Origin of the sequence: Haladaptatus sp. R4, from assembly GCF_001625445.1 — an archaeon.
Taxonomy (GTDB): domain Archaea; phylum Halobacteriota; class Halobacteria; order Halobacteriales; family Haladaptataceae; genus Haladaptatus.
The window spans coordinates 930,232-944,910 of record NZ_LWHG01000011.1; the positions used below are offsets into that span (position 1 = coordinate 930,232).

The 14,679-nt window shown below is 60.7% G+C and carries 27 protein-coding genes and 2 tRNA genes; 8 read left to right on the forward strand and 21 right to left on the reverse strand.

Features of this window, described 5'->3' with window-relative positions; all coding sequences use genetic code 11:
• Nucleotides 1-2 precede the first annotated feature (2 nt).
• From A4G99_RS08400 to A4G99_RS08495, 20 genes are read right to left on the reverse strand one after another with little or no spacing between them, the layout of a single operon-like run.
• The gene (locus tag A4G99_RS08400) at nucleotides 3-443 is read right to left on the reverse strand and encodes a 50S ribosomal protein L19e (RefSeq protein ID WP_066141843.1); all 441 of its coding nucleotides are present in this window, start codon (nucleotides 441-443) and stop codon (nucleotides 3-5) included.
• Nucleotides 436-1,146, reverse strand: a complete 711-nt coding sequence (locus A4G99_RS08405) for a 50S ribosomal protein L32e (protein ID WP_066141846.1) — start codon at nucleotides 1,144-1,146, stop codon at nucleotides 436-438. The genes A4G99_RS08400 and A4G99_RS08405 overlap by 8 nt, the downstream gene beginning before the upstream one ends.
• A gap of 3 nt (nucleotides 1,147-1,149) precedes the next feature.
• Nucleotides 1,150-1,686, reverse strand: a complete 537-nt coding sequence (locus tag A4G99_RS08410; protein ID WP_066141849.1) for a 50S ribosomal protein L6 — start codon at nucleotides 1,684-1,686, stop codon at nucleotides 1,150-1,152.
• 2 nt (nucleotides 1,687-1,688) lie between these two features.
• The gene (locus A4G99_RS08415; RefSeq protein WP_066141852.1) at nucleotides 1,689-2,081 is read right to left on the reverse strand and encodes a 30S ribosomal protein S8; all 393 of its coding nucleotides are present in this window, start codon (nucleotides 2,079-2,081) and stop codon (nucleotides 1,689-1,691) included.
• Between the two features lie 2 nt (nucleotides 2,082-2,083).
• The gene (locus A4G99_RS08420) at nucleotides 2,084-2,260 is read right to left on the reverse strand and encodes a 30S ribosomal protein S14 (RefSeq protein ID WP_066141855.1); all 177 of its coding nucleotides are present in this window, start codon (nucleotides 2,258-2,260) and stop codon (nucleotides 2,084-2,086) included.
• On the reverse strand, nucleotides 2,257-2,775 hold the full coding sequence (locus A4G99_RS08425; RefSeq protein WP_066141858.1) for a 50S ribosomal protein L5: 519 nt from the start codon (nucleotides 2,773-2,775) through the stop codon (nucleotides 2,257-2,259). The genes A4G99_RS08420 and A4G99_RS08425 overlap by 4 nt, the downstream gene beginning before the upstream one ends.
• Nucleotides 2,772-3,473: a 30S ribosomal protein S4e gene (locus tag A4G99_RS08430; protein WP_066141861.1), complete on the reverse strand. Its 702-nt coding sequence runs from the start codon at nucleotides 3,471-3,473 to the stop codon at nucleotides 2,772-2,774. Before A4G99_RS08430 ends, A4G99_RS08425 begins: the two co-directional genes overlap by 4 nt.
• Nucleotides 3,470-3,826: a 50S ribosomal protein L24 gene (gene rplX, locus A4G99_RS08435; RefSeq protein WP_066141864.1), complete on the reverse strand. Its 357-nt coding sequence runs from the start codon at nucleotides 3,824-3,826 to the stop codon at nucleotides 3,470-3,472. Before rplX ends, A4G99_RS08430 begins: the two co-directional genes overlap by 4 nt.
• The gene (locus tag A4G99_RS08440) at nucleotides 3,823-4,221 is read right to left on the reverse strand and encodes a 50S ribosomal protein L14 (protein ID WP_049969849.1); all 399 of its coding nucleotides are present in this window, start codon (nucleotides 4,219-4,221) and stop codon (nucleotides 3,823-3,825) included. The genes rplX and A4G99_RS08440 overlap by 4 nt, the downstream gene beginning before the upstream one ends.
• On the reverse strand, nucleotides 4,221-4,553 hold the full coding sequence (locus tag A4G99_RS08445; RefSeq protein ID WP_066141867.1) for a 30S ribosomal protein S17: 333 nt from the start codon (nucleotides 4,551-4,553) through the stop codon (nucleotides 4,221-4,223). Before A4G99_RS08445 ends, A4G99_RS08440 begins: the two co-directional genes overlap by 1 nt.
• Nucleotides 4,544-4,972 (reverse strand): ribonuclease P protein component 1, encoded by a 429-nt coding sequence (locus A4G99_RS08450; RefSeq protein WP_066141870.1) that lies wholly within the window; start codon nucleotides 4,970-4,972, stop codon nucleotides 4,544-4,546. Before A4G99_RS08450 ends, A4G99_RS08445 begins: the two co-directional genes overlap by 10 nt.
• Before the next feature lie 19 nt (nucleotides 4,973-4,991).
• Entirely contained in the window at nucleotides 4,992-5,210 is a 219-nt protein-coding gene (rpmC, locus tag A4G99_RS08455; RefSeq protein WP_066141872.1) for a 50S ribosomal protein L29, read from the reverse strand.
• Nucleotides 5,210-6,124 (reverse strand): 30S ribosomal protein S3, encoded by a 915-nt coding sequence (locus tag A4G99_RS08460; protein ID WP_066141875.1) that lies wholly within the window; start codon nucleotides 6,122-6,124, stop codon nucleotides 5,210-5,212. The genes rpmC and A4G99_RS08460 overlap by 1 nt, the downstream gene beginning before the upstream one ends.
• The gene (locus A4G99_RS08465) at nucleotides 6,124-6,585 is read right to left on the reverse strand and encodes a 50S ribosomal protein L22 (protein ID WP_066141880.1); all 462 of its coding nucleotides are present in this window, start codon (nucleotides 6,583-6,585) and stop codon (nucleotides 6,124-6,126) included. The genes A4G99_RS08460 and A4G99_RS08465 overlap by 1 nt, the downstream gene beginning before the upstream one ends.
• Before the next feature lie 3 nt (nucleotides 6,586-6,588).
• Entirely contained in the window at nucleotides 6,589-7,014 is a 426-nt protein-coding gene (locus A4G99_RS08470) for a 30S ribosomal protein S19 (RefSeq protein WP_066141882.1), read from the reverse strand.
• On the reverse strand, nucleotides 7,011-7,733 hold the full coding sequence (locus A4G99_RS08475) for a 50S ribosomal protein L2 (RefSeq protein WP_066141885.1): 723 nt from the start codon (nucleotides 7,731-7,733) through the stop codon (nucleotides 7,011-7,013). The genes A4G99_RS08470 and A4G99_RS08475 overlap by 4 nt, the downstream gene beginning before the upstream one ends.
• Nucleotides 7,734-7,735: 2 nt before the next feature.
• The gene (locus tag A4G99_RS08480; RefSeq protein ID WP_066141887.1) at nucleotides 7,736-7,987 is read right to left on the reverse strand and encodes a 50S ribosomal protein L23; all 252 of its coding nucleotides are present in this window, start codon (nucleotides 7,985-7,987) and stop codon (nucleotides 7,736-7,738) included.
• Nucleotides 7,984-8,730, reverse strand: a complete 747-nt coding sequence (gene rpl4p / locus A4G99_RS08485) for a 50S ribosomal protein L4 (RefSeq protein ID WP_066141891.1) — start codon at nucleotides 8,728-8,730, stop codon at nucleotides 7,984-7,986. The genes A4G99_RS08480 and rpl4p overlap by 4 nt, the downstream gene beginning before the upstream one ends.
• Nucleotides 8,731-8,733: 3 nt before the next feature.
• Nucleotides 8,734-9,750 carry a 50S ribosomal protein L3 gene (locus A4G99_RS08490; protein WP_066141893.1) on the reverse strand — a complete coding sequence of 339 codons (1,017 nt, stop codon included), beginning with the start codon at nucleotides 9,748-9,750 and terminating at the stop codon, nucleotides 8,734-8,736.
• Between the two features lie 4 nt (nucleotides 9,751-9,754).
• Nucleotides 9,755-10,597: a putative RNA uridine N3 methyltransferase gene (locus tag A4G99_RS08495; RefSeq protein ID WP_066141896.1), complete on the reverse strand. Its 843-nt coding sequence runs from the start codon at nucleotides 10,595-10,597 to the stop codon at nucleotides 9,755-9,757.
• A gap of 214 nt (nucleotides 10,598-10,811) precedes the next feature.
• Between A4G99_RS08495 and A4G99_RS08500 the strand changes: the two genes are divergently transcribed.
• The 7 genes from A4G99_RS08500 to A4G99_RS08530 all read left to right on the forward strand — a co-directional run bounded on the left by A4G99_RS08500 (nucleotide 10,812) and on the right by A4G99_RS08530 (nucleotide 13,928).
• Nucleotides 10,812-10,882: transfer RNA gene (locus A4G99_RS08500), tRNA-Gly, on the forward strand.
• Nucleotides 10,883-11,157: 275 nt separating this feature from the next.
• Nucleotides 11,158-11,364, forward strand: a complete 207-nt coding sequence (locus A4G99_RS08505; RefSeq protein WP_066141899.1) for a hypothetical protein — start codon at nucleotides 11,158-11,160, stop codon at nucleotides 11,362-11,364.
• Nucleotides 11,365-11,549: 185 nt separating this feature from the next.
• Nucleotides 11,550-11,620 (forward strand) — tRNA-Gly (locus A4G99_RS08510).
• A gap of 440 nt (nucleotides 11,621-12,060) precedes the next feature.
• The gene (locus tag A4G99_RS08515) at nucleotides 12,061-12,510 is read left to right on the forward strand and encodes a pyridoxamine 5'-phosphate oxidase family protein (RefSeq protein WP_066141902.1); all 450 of its coding nucleotides are present in this window, start codon (nucleotides 12,061-12,063) and stop codon (nucleotides 12,508-12,510) included.
• 75 nt (nucleotides 12,511-12,585) lie between these two features.
• Nucleotides 12,586-13,224 (forward strand): DNA starvation/stationary phase protection protein Dps, encoded by a 639-nt coding sequence (gene dps / locus A4G99_RS08520; RefSeq protein ID WP_082837765.1) that lies wholly within the window; start codon nucleotides 12,586-12,588, stop codon nucleotides 13,222-13,224.
• A gap of 95 nt (nucleotides 13,225-13,319) precedes the next feature.
• On the forward strand, nucleotides 13,320-13,631 hold the full coding sequence (locus A4G99_RS08525) for an MTH1187 family thiamine-binding protein (RefSeq protein WP_066141908.1): 312 nt from the start codon (nucleotides 13,320-13,322) through the stop codon (nucleotides 13,629-13,631).
• A 63-nt stretch (nucleotides 13,632-13,694) separates the two neighbouring features.
• Complete coding sequence (locus A4G99_RS08530; RefSeq protein WP_190303722.1) at nucleotides 13,695-13,928, forward strand: hypothetical protein; 234 nt, start codon at nucleotides 13,695-13,697, stop codon at nucleotides 13,926-13,928.
• Here A4G99_RS08530 and A4G99_RS08535 read toward each other — a convergent pair.
• A complete protein-coding gene (locus A4G99_RS08535) occupies nucleotides 13,904-14,368 on the reverse strand; it encodes a hypothetical protein (RefSeq protein WP_066141910.1) in 465 nt (154 codons plus the stop codon). The two genes, A4G99_RS08530 and A4G99_RS08535, sit on opposite strands and share 25 nt — an antisense overlap.
• Nucleotides 14,369-14,432: 64 nt before the next feature.
• Here A4G99_RS08535 and A4G99_RS25855 point away from each other — a divergent pair, with 64 nt between their 5' ends.
• Nucleotides 14,433-14,597 (forward strand): hypothetical protein, encoded by a 165-nt coding sequence (locus A4G99_RS25855; protein WP_190303723.1) that lies wholly within the window; start codon nucleotides 14,433-14,435, stop codon nucleotides 14,595-14,597.
• The last annotated feature ends 82 nt before the right edge of the window (nucleotides 14,598-14,679 follow it).

The following is a 14,679-nucleotide window of genomic DNA, read 5'->3' on the forward strand; positions in this document are numbered from 1 at the left end:
TGTTAGTAGTTGTTCTCTATGTAGTTCAGCAGGTATTGCACGCTACGGAACTCCCCGCCTTTGGCCTTGTCGTACAGAGCGCGGTACTGCGTCTGCGTGATTTCGCCGTCGGCACGGAGTTCGCGGAGCTTACGTCGCTGTGCGCGGATACGGTTCGTCCAATCTTCTTTCGAGTTCTTGCGACCACCCTTCTTCCCCTTGCGGGTTCCGGGCCCGGTTCGGTGTCCGTAGGCGCGCTTCTCGTTGCGCTCACGGGCACGACCGCGGGAGTTGGTCTTTGCGTCCTTCGACTGAATCGACCCGTCGTCGACCAGTTCGCGGATATCCTCACGGGTGATCGCGTCAGCGATGGCACCCTGTGCGTCGGGGTCGAACCAAACGCGGTTCTTACCGACGTCGAGAACGTCCGATGCGAGTTTCTTCTGTGCACTCAGGTCACTCATTGTCTACCTCCACTTCGATGTAGGTCGGGTTGAGCACGCGAATGCCGTCGTCCTCGGCGACTTCCTCGATACGCTCGCGTTTGCGAGCGCCGACTTTCGAGGCGATGCGAACCGCTTCGGTGTCGCCGTCCACGCCGTCGAGATCATCGACGTTGTGAACGCGAACCTCGTCGAAGCCGCTCGGGTGCTTGCCCCGAACCGCTTTCGGCGTGCGGTAGCCCGCCTCGACCATGTCGCCCTTGCCCTTGATTCCCCGGCGCTGCTTGCTGAGGTTTCCGCGCGGCTTGCGCCACGACGAGGGCGTGCGCTTTTTCTTGTGGTAGTCCTGTCGATTGAACTGCGGGGTCCCGACACGTTTTCGCTGCTTGAGCAGTCGTGCCTCCTCGTCTTCGAGGTCGGGCGTCTTCTCGGTCAGCCCGCGGGGTTGCAGTTCGGTTTCGACGTCTTCGGCCGGTTCTTCCTCCTCGGCCTCCGATTCCTCTTCTTCGATCTCGGCTTCGGTCTCCTCTTCGACTTCGAGGCTTCCGACGTCCGCCTTGATACGGGCAGCGAGTGCGTTGCCGATTCCGTCGACTTCCGCGAGGTCCGATTGCTCGGCGGCTTTGATGTCCTCGACGGACTCGAAGCCTTCCTCACGAAGCGATTCGGCCTTGCTCTCGCCAACACCGCTGATGTCTTCGATCTGTTCTGGTTCGTCTGCCATCTATCAGGCACCTCCCGTGGACGGCTTCTCGGTAATGTAGACGCCGTCCTGGAACACGCGCGTGTCTTTGCCCGACACGCGGGTGAGTTGTTCGATGTCTGCGGCGGTCTGACCGACGTCTTCGATACTTGGGCCGCGCAGGCTCAGTTCCTCGTCGCTGACCTCGACGACGGTGTCCCCGTGGACGTTCGTTCGTCGTGGCGCTTTCTCTCCGAGGAAGTTCTCGATGACGACTTCGTCGCCCTCGGAACGGACCTGCATCGGGAAGTGAGAGTAGAAGACTTCCATCTTGTACTCCCACTCCTCGCTCACGCCGTGGACCATGTTTCGCACGTGGCTCTCGAACGTTCCCACCGTCGCGTTCGTTTTCGCGTCGGTGACGTCGCTCTCGATGACCACTGCGTCGTCCTCGACCGTGACACTGATGTTCGGGTACCAGAGCCGTCGCGTGACGGATCCCTCCGGTCCTTCGATGGTCACGTCGAGGTGGTCTACGTCGGCGGACACCTCGTCCGGAATTTCGATTTCTACTCGTGGCATTGTTAGTAGACGTATGCGATGACCTGGCCACCGATGCCCTCCTCACGGGCTTCGTAGTGGCTCATGACGCCGTGGCTGGTCGTGACGACGAGTGCCCCGTAGTCACGGGCGGGGAGGAACCGTTTCTCCCACTTCTCGAAGTCGTCCTTGCCCACCGAATAGCGGGGCTTGACCGCGCCACATTCGTTGATAGCGCCTTTTAGTTCGACCTCGAACCGACCGGCTTTACCGTCATCGACGAAGTCGAAGCCGTCGATGTACCCGTGGTCGTAGAAGACCTCGAGCACGCTGCCGATCTCGTTCGAAGCGGGCTGTACCGTGTGGGACAGATGACCGACACCTTCGGCGTTGTCCACGCCGGAGAGTGCGTTGCTAAGGGGGTCGTTTCCTGCCATTGTTATCGGTACTTCCTGAATCCCATGTCGCGTGCGATCTCACGGAAGCACTGTCGACACAGATTGATGTCGTACTTGCCGACCAGACCTTGCTTTCGACCACATCGTTGGCACGTTTCCATTTGGCCAGTGCGCTTGGTCGAATGCTCGCCGGTCGCATCGTTTTCACTTTCGCTCATTCATCCACCTCAACGTCGAAGTTGGCCTGGAGGAACGCGAGCGCGTCCTCGGCCGTCAGTCGGTGGTTCGACGGAATCTGGCGGGTGACCTTGTCGCGCTTTGCGACGCGGTAGCCCGGCCGAACGAGGTTGACGGTCACGTCAAGCCCGTAGATTCCGACGTTCGGGTCGTACTCCTGGTTCGGGAACTCGGTGTGCTCGTTGATACCGAAGCTGAAGTTCCCGGTCTCGTCGAACTGCTTCGACGAGAGGCTCACGAGCGGGAGCGCCGTTTCGAGGAAGTCGTGTGCTTCCTCGCCACGGAGCGTCACCTTCGCACCGATGGGGTCTCCCTGACGGATTCCGAAATCCGGCAGGGTGGACTTCGCCAGCGTGCGGACGCTCTGTTGTTCCGTCACGTCTTCGAGGATGTCCTCGGCGTTGGCGAGTTCGCGACCACCTTCACCGACGCCCATGTGGACGACGACTTTCTCCACTTTCGGCTCTCGCATCTCGTGGAATTCGGCTTCGCTCATTCGTCATCACCCGTGAAGTTCTCGTCGATGACGACGAGGTACTCCTCGACGGTCTCGAACTCGTTCTCGTCGCCGGAAACGGCGACGGTGTTCGAACCGCTGCCGGGCGTCACCGTGATGTCGGTGACTTCGCCGATTTCGCCGGCGTGCTGCCCGCTAACGGCGGTAACGAGACTACCTTCCTCGTACGGGAAGTGGGCAAGGATTTCCTTGTCCTCCGTCCCGACGACGATGGAGTCCTTCGTGTTGTAGTCCGAATCGGACTCGACACGGAGGTTGCTGCCGTCGTGGAGATTGAGTTGCGTTTCGCCACCGGGGACGTTCGTCTTGTCCTCGATTTTCGCCAGTCGGCCGTCCGCCGCATCCTCGTCGATGGGGGTCAGCGCGAGGCGACCACCCTCGTCGGGGAAGACGCGGTAGTATTCGTCGCGTTCTGGGAACGCGAGGATGTCGAACATGCCGATGGGTCGCTGTTCGTCACTCACTGATTGTCCGTTCACGAGTACGGAATCTTGGTTGAGCGCGTAGCGGGCTTCCTTCTTCGAAGCGGTGTAGCCCAGCACGTCCCGCAGGATGATGAGGAGCGGGACACCGTCACGACCGTGCGGGCCGGCGCCGGCCTTCACGGTGAACGTGGCGGTCTTTCGCTCGACCGGCCAAGAGTTCGGAACGGAGAGTCGTTTCTGATGGTTGCTCATTCGGAATCACCTTCCAGACGTGCCTCACGGCGGTCGTCGGACAGGTCGAGGTCTGTTACGCGGACGTTGCTCGCGTCGAGCGGTCGCGCGACATCCTCACCGTCGGCCTTTTCGAGGACGACGTCCTCGACGCGAATGGTCGCCGACTTCAGGTCGACGTCCACGACTTCGCCTTCTTCGCCGGCGAAATCGCCGCGCATGACTTCGACCGTGTCGCCCGCGTTGACGCGGACGCTACGCTGGCCGAACTCCTCGCGGAGGTCGTCGGACAACGGCGCTTTGACCTGTTCGTGCCGCTCGTGGAGCGGTGCGCGTTCGGTCCGGTTTCGCTGTTTGCGTGGTTGTCGAGTCATACTATCATCGTAGCTGTGCTTGCGATACTTCCGAACCGCTCTGCGACTTCCTGCGCGATGGGACCCTTGATCTCGGTCCCTCGCGGTTCTTCCACGTCGTCGATGACGACGGCCGCGTTGTCTTCGAATTTGACACGCGTGCCGTCGGGACGACGGATGGACTTTCGCTGTCGGATGATGACGGCTTCGAGCACCTGACGGCGCATCTCCGGCGTCCCCTTCGTGACGGACACGGTGATCTTGTCACCGATGCCTGCCTTGGGATGGCGGCTCTTCGTGCCGTGGTAGCCGGAAACGCTGATGACCTTGAGCTCGCGTGCGCCGGTGTTGTCGGCGCAGTTGAGCAGGGAGCCCTTCTCGACGCCCTGTGTCACGTCAGCCTTCAGTGCTTCCATTAGTCGTCACCCTCCTCGGTCAGGTTCTCGACGACGACGTGTGATTTCGTCTTCGAGAGCGGTCGGGTCTCTGCGATACGAACCGTGTCGCCGACTTCGAGCGACATGCATTCCGGCGCGTGGGCCGGAACGCGGGAGCGACGCTTCATCTGCCGATCGTATTTCGGCACTGCAACGTCGTACTCTCGCTCGACGACAACGGTTTTATCCATGTCAGTGGAGGCGACTTCGCCCTCGATGATCTGTCCGCGCACGGAAAGCGTTCCGTGGAACGGGCAGTCATCGTGGGAGCAGGTCTCCTCCGGTTCTGGTACATTCAATCCTAACGCCATTTCGAATTTCCTCCAATTTCGGTACGCAATGCGGGTCGTGAGAGCAAATTCGTGCCATCCACCGTAACGTAAGCCACGCCCTCGCCACCGTCGGAAGTGTTCCGACGTGTCTCCGAGCAAGACTCGGAGAAAAGACCAGACTGACCGGAGCGGACTCCAGCAGTTTCCGACCTCCGTTTGGACGCGGTCCCCGCTTCCTTGACGGAAGCGGCGGCTTCATCTGTGAGTTCGAATTCGAACGTCGTGCCCTGTTTTGGTACCTGCCACGACCGAGACGCGGACTCGACCGTAAGCGTGTTCATCGTCTCGGAAACGACCCGTCCCTCGATCGATTCGAGGGATGGGTTCGTCGCCGAGGCGACTCGCACGCGGAGACCGGCGAGTTCGTGTTTCGTTATCGTCTCGGGTGTTAGTGGCATGGTTATGAGGTGTGTGCGATTATTCGTCGTCGTCCGACGCGTCGCCTTCCTCTTGCTGAATCGTCTTGATTCGAGCGATGGTTCGACGGAGTTCCTTGATGCGACCCGGATTCTCCGGGGCACCACCGGCCGCTTTGACCGCCTTCGCGTTGAGCAGTTCCGTCTCGATCTCTTCGAGTTCGGCACCGCGCTCGGCGGGCGTCATGTCGCGGATTTCTTCGGTGTGAAGGATGGCCATTATTCTTCAGCCTCCTCCTCGGCTTCGTCGTCTTCTTCCATCTCTTCGAGGAGTTCCTCGGCTTCGGCTTCGACTTCCTCTTCGAGCTCGTCGAGTTCCTCTTCGACGGACTCGGTTTCGGACTCGTCAGCTTCCGCTTCGGACTCGTCGTCGATGACTTCCTCGACGACTTCCTCTTCGACTTCGGTCTCGCCGGGTTCCGGCGATTCCTCGTCCTCGTCGGCGCGGAGCTCTTCGAGCTCCTCGTCGCTCGGCTCTTCGATGAGGTCCGCGGCCTCGTTGGCCTCGACCGCTTCCGGAACGAGTTCCTCGGGGCTTGCGCCCTCCTCGATCTGGAAGTCGTCGGGGAGGTCCGCTCCCGGCGGGATGATCTTCACGTCGACACCGATGGTGCCGAGTTTCATCACCGCGACGCCTTGACCGTGATCGACGATGGTCTGTGCGGGTTCACCGTTGTGCTTGATGTAGCCACGGTTGAACTTCTCCACGCGCGAGCGTGCGCCGGTGACCTTGCCGGACAGGACGATCTCGGCGCCGAGTGCGCCGGAGTCCATGATTCGGTCGATGGTCGTGTGACCCGCCTTCCGGAAGTACCAACCGCGTTCGAGCGCGTTGGCGAGCCGGTCGGCGACGATACGAGCGTTCAGATCCGGTTCGTCGACCTCTTGAACGTCGATTTGCGGGTCGTCGAGGTTGAACCGCTCACCGAGCTCTCGGGTGATCTTCCGGATGTTCTTCCCGCCCTTTCCGATGACCATACCGGGTTTTTCCGCCTTGAGGACGATCTGAGTCCCCATCGGCGTCTTGGCGACATCCATGCCGCCGTACCCTGCGCGGCCGAGTTCTTCCGCGAAGAACTCGTCTATCTGTGACCGCTGTAGGCCGTCCTGAATGAACTGATGTTCGTCTGCCATTAGTTGTCGACCTCCTCAAGGATGAGTTCGACGTCAACCTCGGGCGTGTTCCACGCGCTTGCGCGGCCGAACGCACGGGGTTTTCGACCCTGCACTTCGCCGACCTTGTGGGCGGCGACGTGCTTGATCTTCATCGATTCGCCGTCGAATCCTTGGGCGTCCGCGTTGCTCACGACGTTGTCGAGCAGCGTGATGAACGCCTCGCTCGCCTTCTCCGGGTAGCGACCTGCGTCCCAGCCGTCGATGTCCGAACGGTGACCGACGCCGCTGTTGTGCTGCTTAAACGGCACCGATCGCTCTTCGTTCACGACCTGCTGGAGGTACGCTTTCGCGTCCCCGGCGGTTTTGCCCTTGATCTCTCGGGCAATCGCCTTGCTGTGCTTGTGGCTCATGTGCTGATCCCGAAGCATCCCCTTGGCGGTGGTGTCCGGGTCGGCATCGATGCTGTAGCTGATTCCCATGGTTTATTTGAGTGGTACGAACTTCGAGGAACGGGTCGCACCGATTCCCGCCTGTCCGTGTTCGACCGATGTGCGGGTCAGCTGGAACTCGCCGAGATAGTGGCCCAACATTTCCGGCTCGATTCGCACGCGCTCGAAGTCGCTGCCGTTGTAGACGGCGAACGTCTTGTTCACGAACGATGGGAGCACGGGCATGTCGCGCAGGTGCGTCCGAATCGGGCTGTTCGCCGATTCTTCCTCGGTTTTGTCCTGGGCCTTGTCGAGCAGTTTCTCCTGTTCGACGGTCAACCCGCGAAGGATGCTTCGCCGCATTCGTGCGGGCAACAGTTCCGCGACTTCCTCAAGACTCATGTCCTGCAGTTCGTCGAGGTCGTAGCCGCGATAGGTGAACTCACCTTCGCGTCCTGTTCGGTATTCGTTTCCGCTCATTTGTTACCTCCACGTCCAGTTCGCTTGGACGCGATGTCCCCGACCTTTCGTCCCGGCGGAGCGTCTCGGGAGACACTCTTCGGGCGTCCGGGGTGCTGGCGGCCACCGCCACCGAACGGGTGGTCGACGGCGTTCATCGCCACACCACGCACGTTCGGCCACTTCGTACCGCGAGCCTTCATTTTGTGATATTTGTTACCGGCTTTGACCATCGGTTTCTCCGTCCGCCCGCCACCGGCGACGACGCCGATGGTGGCACGGCACTGGGGCGAGAGTCGTCGGACTTCGCCGCTCGGGAGTTCCACGACAGCAGCCTCTCGGTCGTGCGTGATGAGGTTCGCTCCGACGCCGGATGCGCGGGCGAACTTGCCGCCGTCACCGGGCTGGCGCTCGACGTTGCACACCGGAACCCCTTCCGGGATTTCGGCGAGCGGGAGCGTGTTGCCCGGCTTGATTTCGGCGGAAACGCCGACCTGAATCTCTTCGCCAACGCCGACGCCTTCGGGTGCGAGGACGAGTCGCTGGTCGCCGTCCTCGAACTCGATGGCTGCGACGGGTGCACTGCGGGCGGGGTCGTGTTCGATACCCACGACAGTCCCGGTGACCAAGTCGCTGTCCTCGGCGTTTTTGTGGTCCAGTTCTGCTTTGTATCGGTGCGACGGTGCGCGGAAGGTCGGTCCACCGCGTCCACGTCGCTGTCCCTGAATCCTTCGTCCCATTATCAGAACACCCCGATTCGGGAGGCGACGTCCTGTGCGTCGTCGTCGTCCGACAACGAGACGGTCGCCTTCTTCTTCCCTTTCATGGTGACTTGGGTGTTGATCTTCTCGATGGTGACATCGTAGCGGTCCTCGATTTCATCGCGGATTTCGGGTTTCGTCGCGTCGAGCGACACGATGAACTGGAGCTTGTTCTCGAAGTCCATCTCGTTCATCGCTTTCTCCGTAACCCACGGGTATTCGACGACGCTCATCGGTCAGCCACCTCTTCGAGTGCGCTTTCGGTCCAGACGGTCAGTCGTCCTGCCTGCGTACCGGGGGCGAGGTCTTCCGTGTTGACCTCACGCGCCGTCGCAACGTCGGCACCGGCGAGGTTCCGCGCTGCGCGCGAAGGCTCCTCACTGGTGACGAAGAGGATCGACTTGGGCGTCTTGTACTTGCGGCCACGGGTCGTCCCACGGCCAGCGCGAACCTTCTTGTTGTCCTCCGCGCGTGCGATGTCGGCGTCGATGCCGACGGCTTCGAGGAAGGAAACGACCTCCTGAGTCTTCACGAGGTCTTCGAAGTCGTCGCTCACGACGAGGGGGAGTTCCGTGTCCTCGTCGAAGCGGTGTCCGCGCTCCGAGACGCGTTCGGCGTCCGTCGTCGCCGCGATGGCGCTTCGAACTGCCAATTTACGCTCCTTCTTGTTGATCGAGCGGGAGCGGTCCTTCTCCGCTTTCGGCGGGTGTGCGACACGACCGCCCACGGTGAATGGAACGCGAGCACCTCGTCCGTTCGTCTGCGGGACGTGGGCCATACCGCGGCCACTGCCCGGCGACTCGGCGGAGGTACGCATCCCGGCGTGGGGGTCGGTACCGTAGTCCTGTTTCCGGTTTGCCTGTGCGGCGAGCACTGCTCGCTTGATGAGGTCGGTGCGGACGGTCGTTTCGAACACGTCCGGCAGGTCGACCGTATCAGCGTCCTCGCCGTTCAGGTCACGTACTGTTGCCTGCATGGGTTATCCCTGGTTGGACTCCGTACTTACGTAGCGCACCTCGGGGTCGAGGCGCGGTTGGTCGGTCGGTCGAACGGCAGGGCGGAAGCGCACGAGGCGCTTGTTCGGGCCCGGCACCGAACCCTTGATGAGCGCGTACGGACCATCGACCTCGCCGTAGTTGACGAAGCCACCGTCGACGGAGGCCTCGTCGTCGTCGCCGAGGGAGATGAGACGCTTGTTGAGTTCGGTACGCTGGTGGTAGCCCATCTGACCCAGCTGCGGAACCGTCGAGCGAACGCGCGACGGATTCCACGGGCCGAGGTTACCGATGCGGCGTCTCCAGCCTTGGCGGGCGTGTTTGCCCTTCCGCTTCTGGACGCCCCATCGCTTGACGGGACCCTGCGTTCCTTTACCTTTCGTGACGCCACTGGTGTCGAGGTACTCGCCTGCGCGGAACACGTCAGTGATGTCGTGTTCCCCGCCGTCTTCGAGTAGTTCGAGGGCGAAATCGGCGCGCTCGTCGAGGGAGCCGCCGCCGATTCGCGTTTCCATGACGTCCGGTCGTTTCTTCGGTACGTTCTTGAGGTCGCTGGGAACGGTGTGTGTGATGACCCGGAGGTCAGCCACGTCGCCTGCCTCGATGGCCGCGCGGAGGTCCTCCTCCGCGCCGTCGGCGTCGTGATTCTCCGGAACGTTGAGCGTGCGGCCGAGTTCGTCGTGGAACTCGGAACCCCACACTTCCGTCAGTGGTTTCTTCCCATACGGCGTGTCTTCGTAGGCTCGAAGAGCGACGGCGCGCATTGGGGGAGTCTCGACGATGGTGACCGGTACGGTCTCCTCCATCCCTTCGCGGGGGGAGTTTGCCTCATCGTTGACCATCACCACATGGGTCATTCCAGCCTTGTAACCCGCGAATCCCTGCAGCGACGGCTGACCGTCACTGTCGGGCCACGAGTTGAAGCGCGGAACTTCGCTCGTCGCGCGCTTTCGGGGGCCGAAGCCCAGCGAACCTTTGCGTGGTCTGCTTGTTTCTGGCATCGTATCACTCGATGTTGAGGGTAAGGCAGCCGAGGGAGGCGAACATCGCTTCTTCAGTTCGCACGACCCCGCTGCCTTGGTTTGGAACCGTATTTAGCCAGAGGTCGAACCGGGCTAGGACGCCGGATTCGACCGTGGAGATTCCTTCGGGTTCTACCCCGAACATCTCCGGCAGTCCTCGACCCGGCGAACCAAAGGCGACGGTCATTCCGTCGCGGTTGGTTCGTCTGACGACTTCGTCGAGTCGCCGAACGGAGAGCGGTTCTCCGTGACGCGACGTGCCGATTGTGACACCGGCGTCGTCGCGGTCGAGGGCCGCCGAGAGGTCCGTGCGCGTCACTGTGAGACCCGGAATGGGGTCATCCACGAGCTTCGCACGGACCGGTCTTCTCGAAGAGATCCTGACGGTAACGCGTTCCCCCTCGGCGACCGTCATGGAAGACGGTACGACGAGTGAGATCGGGTGTTGCAGTCCGCAATTGACCCGAACGCGCCCTTCAGGTCCGACCTCGGTCACGATTCCCTGTCTTAACGACCCCGAACCTTCCGATTCGGAGCCGGTCTGTGATGGAGCGCGGAGCGGCGGTAGGACGCCTACGTACTCCAATTCGCTCTGCCTCCCGAATGCCTCCTTTCGGAGGTATGGCGGTGTGGCAGCGTACTTCAGTACGGTTTCGACGAATCCACCGCCCCACTTGTTCTCGCCTTCCACGTCGTGGAAGACGGTCAAGCGGTCCGCCCGGAATACGGTCGCCGCGCGGGCGACGTAGCCGATCTTACGAGTTGCCTCGCGTTTGTCTTCGGCTTCCCGGACGAGGGACGATGGGACGAGTAGGTTGACGCTCATACCGTTACGCTTCGACGCCTCATCACTAGACTGTAGCGAAGTTTTCGTACTGACGGTTAAAAGAGTGCCGCTTCGGATTCGGCCGCGTGACGTATTCACACGCCCGGTATCCTCGAAATTACGAGAAAAACGGTGAGTGAATCGTTCACGGGGAGAGTCCGAACTCGCAAGTCTTATACTGTAGTCGGGAATACGAAAGAGTGCAAGCAGCACTGCGCTGGTAGTGTAGTGGTATCACGTGACCTTGCCATGGTCACAACCTGGGTTCAAATCCCAGCCAGCGCACTTCTATCGGGAACAAACCGTCGAGCATCGCGTGTAGCGCGTGCTCGCATGGCGTGAGCGATGAAATCGTAGCTGGTGATTTGAATCCTGCAAGTCACACGCCCGGAAGCGCAACGACCGAAGGGAAGTGAGCATCCCGGACCGCCGCTCCAGTTCAAATCCCCAGCCAACGTTTCAACGACGAATCCCCATCTTCAGAAACTCGCTCGTCAGGACTTGAGTTCGGATTAGATGGTACAGAAACAGATATCAGGTACAGCTACGACCGGATAGCTATGTTTGAGGACGACTTCCGAGGAGTTGGTGATGTTCCGCTGGCGATATGGGTCGTCATGGGAATGGTAGTTGGTACCGGTCTCGGAACCACGTTCGGCGTCGTTCTGAATAATATCGCGCTTGGACTCGCATTGGGAAGCGCGATGGGACTGGGGTTGGGGGCGGCCTTGGGTGTGGCATTTGGCGCGACGTTTGACGACGAATGAGTGTAGGTGATTGAATCGCCATTCTATTATTTTGTTTTTCGCGCGCCCACGCGTGAACCGCCACTCACACAGTACGGATCAGTCGTGTATCCTGTAGTGATGTTGACCGTCCCACCTCGCTTGCGTAATGCATTTATACCCACGCGTGGCAAGATAGTAATGTCGCAACACGCGACGAACGAAACGCGCTGGTAGTGTAGTGGTATCACGTGACCTTGCCATGGTCACAACCTGGGTTCAAATCCCAGCCAGCGCATTTTTCACTGACGAAACTCCGTAAGCGACGCCGCTAGGTGGCGCTGACGACTCGCGTCAGTGAAACTAGCCACTGGGATTTGAATCCTGCAAGTCACACGCCCGGAAGCGCAACGACCGAAGGGAAGTGAGCATCCCGGACCGTCTTGCTCTGGTTCAAATCCCAGCCAGCGCACTTCTATCGCGAGCAAACTGGCGAGCGAGGAAATCGAATCTGTGGATTTAAATGAGACCAGTCGCATGCCCGCGCAACGAAGTGAGCAGGACCGTCTGGGCGTAGTTCAAATCCCAGCCAGCGCATTTTTCGAACTCACGACGACGAGCACCGCGTCGCGTGTGCTCGCCACAGTGTGCACGACGAAATCGTAGATAGCGTCACTTTCTCCGAACCGGTCGCATCTCCCACCAACCGTTTTCTACCATCGAGTTGTACGGACTCGCATGCAGGGGCTACGGTGGGTGCAGATGACGGACGAAGAGCGAAACGAATTCCTCAGCAACGGCGGAACGGGTGTCATCTCGTTTTCGACATCTCCGTCCGAACCGCCGTTCTCGTTGCCGATCTCGTACGGCTACTACGCGGACACGGGAAGTCTTTACTTCCGATTCGCGTTCCCGCCGGACAGCGGAAAGGAGGCGTTGCTGGACGACCCGATTTCGTTCGTCACGTACGAGAAGACGGACGAGGGGTATCGGAGCGTCGTCGCGAGTGGTCATCTGGAGGAGGTGGACGACCTGCCGTACGATTCGGCCGTCGCCCAACGCATGTGGGAGGTGGATATTCCGCTGGTGGACGTCTTCGAACAACCGCCCGAGGACGTGACGTTCCGTCACTTCCATCTCGATCCGGATCGGCTGACGGGGCGGAAGGAAGTCGATTCGCAGGAGTGACACGGTCCAACGGTCACGAAACTGCCCGAAATACTCTTGGTCGAATCCGTCCTTCTGAGTAGCGAGGTGGGGAGTATGAGTGACACACAAGACAAACCGACAGCGAGGATGTTTTTCACACAGAACGATATTCCGGACGACGAACGCGAGGCGCTCGTCGAACTGCTGAACGAGACGCTCGCGAATACGACCGACTTGTTGACCCAGACGAAGTACGCCCACTGGAACGTCAAGGGGCCGAACTTCTATCAGCTACACCTGCTGTTCGACGAGTTGGCCGACGTGTTGTTCGAACACGAGGACGGTATCGCGGAGCGGACGACCGCACTCGGCGGTGAGGCCCGAGGGACGGTTCGAATGGCGGCGACGAACTCCCGTATTCCTGAGATACGAACGGACGCCGTGACCGGCTTGGAGTACGTCGAAGCGCTGGCGAACAACCTCGCGATTCACGCCTCGAACCTCCGGAGCGGCATCGATACCGCGGAATCCCTCTCCGACAAGGACACGGCCGACCTGTTCACCGAGCAGTCCCGCGAAGTGGACCAGTACCTCTGGTTCCTCGAAGCGCACCTGCAACGGGAACCGATCCAATCCGTGCCGGGGAACGGAGAGCGGGAGAGCGCACCACCGCGACGGCCCGAAGCGCCGAACTCGGAAACGCCGCATCACGAACCGCGCCGCTACGAACAGGGTTCGACGCCGACACGGTAACCGCGCTCGTCGGTATTTCTCGTTTTTCGCTGTCTTCCGAATCTGACCAGTGCTCGACCCATACGTTCAGGGGACTCGCTTCCGATGATCCAGCTATGACAGTGATTGCTCTGCTGTCGGTCGCACCGGTTATCGAGGGAAGCATGGCGAGCGAAGTAGCGAAGGCGGTCGAAGCCTTGGACGATTTCGACGTGTCCTACGAGACGAACCCCATGGGAACCGTCATCGAAGCCGATTCGGCCGCCGAACTTTTCGACGCGGCGCGTGCCGCTCACGAGGCCGTCGACGGCGACCGTGTCAGCACGGTCCTCAAAATCGACGACAAGCGGACGCGGGAGCAACGCGCACAGGAGAAAGTCGATGCCGTCGAAACCGAATTGGGACGAGCGGCGAGACGCGAGCGGTGAGGTCCTCGGAACAGGACTCCCCGTCTCCCGAACGTTCAAATACGGAAACGGACCCATTCCGAGATGGCCGACATCGTGAACGTACCCGTCGGCCTTGCCACCATGAATTGCCAGAACTGTGGACACTCCGATTCGTTCGTTTTGCTGTTCGACCTCGCCGCCCGCGTAACGGGCGCGGAAAACACGCCGCTCGACTGGTCGTTCTGTGTCCAGTGTTCCGAATGCGGGAGTACGGACGTCGAGGGTGATCCGACGCAGTTGTTCACCCGGCTTCAGGACTCGATGACTCCCTCGTAAATCTCGTCGTAAATCGCCTCGTTTGCGCTCGTCGTCTCGTCGGTCCACGTGACGAACGTCGTGGCGGTTTCCGCCGCGATGGCCGCGAACCGAGCTTCGAGGTGGGCGACACGACGTTCGTGCCAGCAGTTCACGAGCCCCGCGTGATAGCGCAGCCAAAACCCCTCGAAGTCCCGCTTGGAGAGCAACTGCTTCACGTGTTCGATGGCGTCCGGAACGGTTCGCGTGTCGAACCGCGCTCGTACTCGTCCGCTGCTCGTCGGAGTCGTGACGTACAACGGCAGGTAGGTGTGTTTCCATTCGTGCATGGCGATAGCGCCCGCATCGAACGTTGCGACGGAATCGAAGTCGTCGAGCGGCGCGCGCCGCCCGCGGACGAGAACGCTCACGGCATCGGAATCGTGTGCTCGGCGGACCATCGCCAGTGTCGAAATAGTCATTTGTGACTATCTAGTCGAAATAGCTAAGAATCCATAACAATACCGATTGCCTTGGGGGGAGTAGATGACTGAGCAGATACTCGGCACGACGACGGTGACACAGCGATGGCGAATCAGTCTCATCAAAGCGGTTCGTGAGGAGTTCGAGGAAGCAGGTGTGGAGGTAGAGGAGGGCGACCGACTCGTGTTCAAGAAACGCGACGGGCAGATAGTCGTCGAACCGGCGTAAAAACCGTCACCGAACTGTTCTAACACCCACCGGCAGCCCCGGGGGAGAAACCAAAACATTACTTCCTTCGCTTCGAGGGTTG

Coding starts and splice junctions, on each gene's coding strand:
- A4G99_RS08400 (WP_066141843.1), bottom strand. CDS start 443: ATGAGTGACCTGAGTGCACAGAAGAAACTCGCATCGGACGTTCTCGAC.
- A4G99_RS08405 (WP_066141846.1), bottom strand. CDS start 1,146: ATGGCAGACGAACCAGAACAGATCGAAGACATCAGCGGTGTTGGCGAG.
- A4G99_RS08410 (WP_066141849.1), bottom strand. CDS start 1,686: ATGCCACGAGTAGAAATCGAAATTCCGGACGAGGTGTCCGCCGACGTA.
- A4G99_RS08415 (WP_066141852.1), bottom strand. CDS start 2,081: ATGGCAGGAAACGACCCCCTTAGCAACGCACTCTCCGGCGTGGACAAC.
- A4G99_RS08420 (WP_066141855.1), bottom strand. CDS start 2,260: ATGAGCGAAAGTGAAAACGATGCGACCGGCGAGCATTCGACCAAGCGC.
- A4G99_RS08425 (WP_066141858.1), bottom strand. CDS start 2,775: ATGAGCGAAGCCGAATTCCACGAGATGCGAGAGCCGAAAGTGGAGAAA.
- A4G99_RS08430 (WP_066141861.1), bottom strand. CDS start 3,473: ATGAGCAACCATCAGAAACGACTCTCCGTTCCGAACTCTTGGCCGGTC.
- rplX (WP_066141864.1), bottom strand. CDS start 3,826: ATGACTCGACAACCACGCAAACAGCGAAACCGGACCGAACGCGCACCG.
- A4G99_RS08440 (WP_049969849.1), bottom strand. CDS start 4,221: ATGGAAGCACTGAAGGCTGACGTGACACAGGGCGTCGAGAAGGGCTCC.
- A4G99_RS08445 (WP_066141867.1), bottom strand. CDS start 4,553: ATGGCGTTAGGATTGAATGTACCAGAACCGGAGGAGACCTGCTCCCAC.
- A4G99_RS08450 (WP_066141870.1), bottom strand. CDS start 4,972: ATGCCACTAACACCCGAGACGATAACGAAACACGAACTCGCCGGTCTC.
- rpmC (WP_066141872.1), bottom strand. CDS start 5,210: ATGGCCATCCTTCACACCGAAGAAATCCGCGACATGACGCCCGCCGAG.
- A4G99_RS08460 (WP_066141875.1), bottom strand. CDS start 6,124: ATGGCAGACGAACATCAGTTCATTCAGGACGGCCTACAGCGGTCACAG.
- A4G99_RS08465 (WP_066141880.1), bottom strand. CDS start 6,585: ATGGGAATCAGCTACAGCATCGATGCCGACCCGGACACCACCGCCAAG.
- A4G99_RS08470 (WP_066141882.1), bottom strand. CDS start 7,014: ATGAGCGGAAACGAATACCGAACAGGACGCGAAGGTGAGTTCACCTAT.
- A4G99_RS08475 (WP_066141885.1), bottom strand. CDS start 7,733: ATGGGACGAAGGATTCAGGGACAGCGACGTGGACGCGGTGGACCGACC.
- A4G99_RS08480 (WP_066141887.1), bottom strand. CDS start 7,987: ATGAGCGTCGTCGAATACCCGTGGGTTACGGAGAAAGCGATGAACGAG.
- rpl4p (WP_066141891.1), bottom strand. CDS start 8,730: ATGCAGGCAACAGTACGTGACCTGAACGGCGAGGACGCTGATACGGTC.
- A4G99_RS08490 (WP_066141893.1), bottom strand. CDS start 9,750: ATGCCAGAAACAAGCAGACCACGCAAAGGTTCGCTGGGCTTCGGCCCC.
- A4G99_RS08495 (WP_066141896.1), bottom strand. CDS start 10,597: ATGAGCGTCAACCTACTCGTCCCATCGTCCCTCGTCCGGGAAGCCGAA.
- A4G99_RS08505 (WP_066141899.1), top strand. CDS start 11,158: ATGTTTGAGGACGACTTCCGAGGAGTTGGTGATGTTCCGCTGGCGATA.
- A4G99_RS08515 (WP_066141902.1), top strand. CDS start 12,061: ATGCAGGGGCTACGGTGGGTGCAGATGACGGACGAAGAGCGAAACGAA.
- dps (WP_082837765.1), top strand. CDS start 12,586: ATGAGTGACACACAAGACAAACCGACAGCGAGGATGTTTTTCACACAG.
- A4G99_RS08525 (WP_066141908.1), top strand. CDS start 13,320: ATGACAGTGATTGCTCTGCTGTCGGTCGCACCGGTTATCGAGGGAAGC.
- A4G99_RS08530 (WP_190303722.1), top strand. CDS start 13,695: ATGGCCGACATCGTGAACGTACCCGTCGGCCTTGCCACCATGAATTGC.
- A4G99_RS08535 (WP_066141910.1), bottom strand. CDS start 14,368: ATGACTATTTCGACACTGGCGATGGTCCGCCGAGCACACGATTCCGAT.
- A4G99_RS25855 (WP_190303723.1), top strand. CDS start 14,433: ATGACTGAGCAGATACTCGGCACGACGACGGTGACACAGCGATGGCGA.